At 55.5% G+C, this 2614-nt stretch carries 5 protein-coding genes; 1 reads left to right on the top strand and 4 read right to left on the bottom strand.

Annotation, left to right across the window (positions count from 1 at the left end; genetic code table 11):
* Positions 1-264: 264 nt before the first annotated feature.
* Positions 265-702, top strand: a complete 438-nt coding sequence (locus tag K288_RS53325) for a hypothetical protein (RefSeq protein ID WP_152535985.1) — start codon at positions 265-267, stop codon at positions 700-702.
* A 25-nt stretch (positions 703-727) separates the two neighbouring features.
* Here the strand turns inward: K288_RS53325 and K288_RS55400 are convergent, their stop codons facing one another.
* The 4 genes from K288_RS55400 to K288_RS49075 form a co-directional block, all read right to left on the bottom strand.
* On the bottom strand, positions 728-964 hold the full coding sequence (locus K288_RS55400; protein ID WP_244443492.1) for a hypothetical protein: 237 nt from the start codon (positions 962-964) through the stop codon (positions 728-730).
* 378 nt (positions 965-1342) lie between these two features.
* On the bottom strand, positions 1343-1552 hold the full coding sequence (locus K288_RS51890) for a helix-turn-helix transcriptional regulator (protein ID WP_043162443.1): 210 nt from the start codon (positions 1550-1552) through the stop codon (positions 1343-1345).
* Between the two features lie 566 nt (positions 1553-2118).
* The gene (locus K288_RS0143035; protein ID WP_027584831.1) at positions 2119-2364 is read right to left on the bottom strand and encodes a DUF2274 domain-containing protein; all 246 of its coding nucleotides are present in this window, start codon (positions 2362-2364) and stop codon (positions 2119-2121) included.
* A 61-nt stretch (positions 2365-2425) separates the two neighbouring features.
* Positions 2426-2614, bottom strand: a 189-nt coding sequence (locus tag K288_RS49075; RefSeq protein ID WP_043162440.1) for a transposase, incomplete at its 5' end; no start/stop codon positions are given.

The following is a 2614-nucleotide window of genomic DNA, read 5'->3' as shown; positions in this document are numbered from 1 at the left end:
ACCTCCCCTTCGCATGCATCATGCTCAAAAACGTCGCTAAACAGTCTCTAGGAGTACCGGTCCTACAGGATGGCGTTAGGCCTCGCCTGTTCCCTGCTACGTCCGCGTTTTTTCACACTCTATTGGCCACACGGAATCGATGATAGCTTCACAACCTGCGAGCCGTGATCATCCAAGCGCCATGACCGACCTCTCTGCCCTCAAGCCCACAGCAAAGCGCTTGGTTATCGACTTGGTCAAGGAGGCCGGAGTCGATGTGAGCGAATGGAGCGACTTCAAAGGCTCCAATCCCGCAATGAACCCGAGTACTGCTACAACTGGTCGTTCCGAAAACCGGGCGGGCTGGTCGCGGCGCTTTTCTTCCATGATGATCTGACCGTAGTCGACGGCGAGATTGTGCACGACCAGAACATCCGCCTCCGGGACGGAAGGCTTGGCGGCAAAGGTGCTGCTCAGTGGAAGAAGCGAGCAAACGAGCTCGATAAGAACCTGCTGACTGCCTATCGGGAAGGCCTTCCGATACGAGCCATTAATCATTTGGACGCGGAGTCTGAGCCGTCTGCCGTCGAGAAGCGGCTCCTTGATCCCGTGCCCTGGGCGGTCACTAGCTACGACATGGCGAGCGGCAACTGCATCCTTACACGCGGCGCCTTACCGACAATGCTCGACCGTCCAAGACGATCCCGAGATGGTGGGGTTTGAGGGCGAACTGCGCAGACGGTACATCTTACACCGCAGGCGTGAAGCAAATGCACCGGAAAAGAAGATCAAAGCTGCGCTCTGAGAGAATAAAGGCGTCCTGAGATGCGAGGTGCCGCGCTGCGGCTTTGATTTCAGGGCCACATACGGAGAGCTTGGAAAAGAGTTTGCGCACGTCCATCACCTCAATCCGCTCACTGATGCTCCTGCGGAAGGACGGCCGGTCAAACTGAACGAACTCGCCATCGTCTGCGCCAACTGCCACGCCATGATCCATCGTGGCGGACAGTGCAGGCCCCTTATCGGTCTCATACCTCTTGCTTTTTTAGCGACTTAGCCTAGCGTGATGGTGAACGGCGATTGCGCCAATGATTCATGCGCGCCGCAAGACGGATATCCATTATTTAACCACGTCAGCAGCGTTAGGGCGAAATTCAGTCCTGCTGACAGCGGCGCTCGCTATTCAGCGTCACAAGCAGCTCTTCATGCTTGTGACCATGCTCGAGAGCGACGACGTACGCCTTCAACGCTCGTTGTCGGACGTTAGCAGGCGCAGTTTGAGATCGACCTCACGTTCAAGCGTCGTTCGACGCTTCGGATTGGAAAAGCGGTGGCTCTGAAACGACACGATCGCCTAATCTCCTTATCTACCCCTCTTACTCTTCTCTTCAAAGAAGTCGCGGATAGCTACTCCGAGCGCTTTAGAGAGGTGCCATACCGTAACGACGGTAGGATTTCGCTCGCCCTTTTCTAGTCCGCTAATGTACGATCGATCGACGCCCATTCTCTCAGCCAATTTCGCCTGAGAGATACCGGAGGCTAATCTAAGCCTTCGGACATTTTCGCCCACCATGCGCCGCACGTCTTCCGACACGCGGATATTGCGCCATATTGTTGTACTTTATTGCGACGTACTATAATACAACATTCCTTCGGTCGCCGCTTCCGCGGCCAACTACTGAGATGTTCAGGTATGTCTGATATCGAGCCGTTTGCGGAGAAGTGGCGGTCCGCCGAAAATCACCTTGGCACGGCTCAATACCGGGTTGGGTACCGGCTTTCGACGAATCAGGCCGTTCTCGCACACGTCGAGATACCCGCAGAAGCGGTCGAACGTGCAGTCTTGACCGAGTTATCAATAGCTCCGAGAATTAGCTCAGATGGAAGAGTCACGGCGGACGTTTTGATTAAGAACGATGTTGCGAGTCGGGCTCACGTTGATGTGACGACCACGCCAATCGATCAACTAGTCATTAGAGTGACGGCTTCAGAGACCCTTCGAGTGGAAGAAACACAAGCTTCCGAGTTGCGAGTGCTCCTTGATTTGCTTGAACGATCAGTATCCGCGGTACGAGCAGCCTTGGCGACTTTCGCCGAGAGGACCTAGATTTACGATCCAGAGCCATCTGTCCGTTCGCCTTAATCTAACGAGCTGCCCATTCGGATGAGCCTTTTCCGTTTGCAAACCTTCTGCTTCGCTTTGTAGCCCGCGTCGCTGTCGGGAAATGCCTCAAGGATGAAGGGTATGAGCTCAGCGACCTCCTCCCGGCTGCCGTAGGTCTCCGCATAGAAGTCAGCGTATTCGCGCAGCCGTTTGGCAAGGCTCGGCGCCAGCACGACATTCATCTTGACGGGTGTCCGGTCAGGTAGCGTCCCAAGCTTCATACCGGCATCTGCCCTTCGCCGCAGATTGAACGTCTTGGTAAGGCTTCAGCATTAGAGGCTGTTAGGAACCAGCAGCGAGTTTAGCGACGTTTTTGAGCATGATGCGTGCGAAAGGGAGGTCGGCGAGGGTCTGAGCGCATCGCTCGTAGTCTTTAACAAGTCTTCGGAAGCGTGTGGCCCACGCGAAGGATCGTTCGACGACCCATCGCCTTGGGAGCAGCACGAAGCCTCGTTTGGCCTCCGACAGCTT

The sequence above is a fragment of the Bradyrhizobium sp. Ai1a-2 genome, assembly GCF_000426245.1.
GTDB lineage: Bacteria > Pseudomonadota > Alphaproteobacteria > Rhizobiales > Xanthobacteraceae > Bradyrhizobium.
The sequence above is the reverse complement of the archived record's forward strand: the minus strand, read 5'-3'. Positions and strand labels throughout refer to the sequence as shown.